Origin of the sequence: Pseudomonas guariconensis (assembly GCF_024127895.1) — a bacterium.
GTDB lineage: Bacteria > Pseudomonadota > Gammaproteobacteria > Pseudomonadales > Pseudomonadaceae > Aquipseudomonas > Aquipseudomonas guariconensis_B.
The window spans coordinates 1-1,709 of sequence record NZ_JAMYBK010000058.1; the positions used below are offsets into that span (position 1 = coordinate 1).

The following is a 1,709-nucleotide window of genomic DNA, read 5'->3' on the forward strand; positions in this document are numbered from 1 at the left end:
GCGTTGGTGTAGGCATTGAACACCACGTGCTGCATCTGCGCCAGGTCCTTGGCCGGCGCCAGTACCTGGCCGGCGTCCAGCGCAGTGCTGTACTTGTTGGCCAGGGCCAGGAAGCCCACCGCCGGGTTCGGGTCGAACAGCTTGATCAGGCCCGCGGTGGTGGTGCAGATCAGCAGCCACACGGCCGGCAGCAGGGTGACCCAGACATAGCGCTGGCGCTTCATCTTGATCAGCACCACGGTGCCGAGCATCAGGGCGATACCGGCCAGCATCTGGTTGGAGATGCCGAACAGCGGCCACAGGGTATTGATGCCGCCCAGCGGGTCGATCACGCCCTGGTACAGCAGGTAGCCCCACAGGGCCACGCAGCCGGCGGTGCCGATCAGGTTGGCGCCCCACGACTCGGTGCGCTTGAGCGCCGGGATGAAGCTGCCCAGCAGGTCCTGCAGCATGAAGCGCCCGGCGCGGGTACCGGCGTCCACCGCGGTGAGGATGAACAGTGCCTCGAACAGGATCGCGAAGTGGTACCAGAAGGCCATGGTGTTCTCGCCCGGCAGCACCTGGTGGAGGATCTGCGCGATCCCCACGGCCAGGGTCGGCGCACCGCCGGCACGGGCCAGGACGGTGTGCTCGCCGATGTCGCGGGCGGTCGCCTCGAGCTGCTCGGGGGTGATGGTGAAGCCCCAACTGCTGACGGTCTGCGCCACCGACACGACGTCGGCACCGACCACCGCGGCCGGGCTGTTCATGGCGAAGTACACGCCCGGCTCGATCACCGAGGCGGCGACCATGGCCATGATGGCGACGAACGACTCCATCAGCATGCCGCCGTAGCCGATGTAGCGGGCGTTGACTTCGTTGTCCAGCAGCTTGGGCGTGGTCCCCGAGGAGATCAGCGCGTGGAAGCCGGACACCGCGCCACAGGCGATGGTGATGAACAGGAACGGGAACAGGGTGCCCTTCCAGACCGGGCCGGTACCGTCGGTGAACTGGGTCAGAGCCGGCATCTTCAGCTCCGGCGCGATGATCAGGATACCGATGGCCAGGCCGACGATGGTGCCGATCTTGAGGAAGGTCGACAGGTAGTCACGCGGCGCCAGCACCAGCCAGACCGGCAGCACGGCGGCGACGAAACCGTAGCCGACCAGCATCCAGGTGATCTGCACGCCGGTGAAGGTGAACGCCTTGCCCCAGACCGGATCGGCGGCCACCTGGCCGCCCAGCCAGATCGACAGCAACAGCAGGACCACGCCGATGATCGAGATCTCGCCGATGCGGCCCGGGCGGATGTAGCGCATGTAGATGCCCATGAACATCGCGATCGGGATGGTCGCCATCACCGTGAACATGCCCCACGGGCTCTCGGCCAGGGCCTTGACCACGATCAGCGCCAGCACCGCGAGGATGATGATCATGATCAGGAAGCAGCCGAACAGGGCGATGGTGCCCGGAATCCGGCCCATTTCCTCGCGGACCATGTCGCCCAGCGAACGGCCGTTGCGGCGGGTGGACAGGAACAGGACCATGAAGTCCTGCACGGCGCCAGCCAGCACCACGCCGGCGATCAGCCAGAGCGTGCCGGGCAGGTAGCCCATCTGCGCGGCGAGCACCGGACCGACCAGGGGGCCGGCGCCGGCGATGGCGGCGAAGTGGTGGCCGAAGAGGATGTGCTTGTTGGTCGGGACGTAGTCCAGGCCATCGTTGTTGAG

General features: G+C 66.9%; 1 protein-coding gene. It reads right to left on the reverse strand.

Going from position 1 to position 1,709, the window contains the following annotated elements:
- Positions 1 to 1,709: carbon starvation CstA family protein (locus tag NJF35_RS24490; protein WP_225790962.1), on the reverse strand; the 1,709-nt coding region annotated here is incomplete at both ends.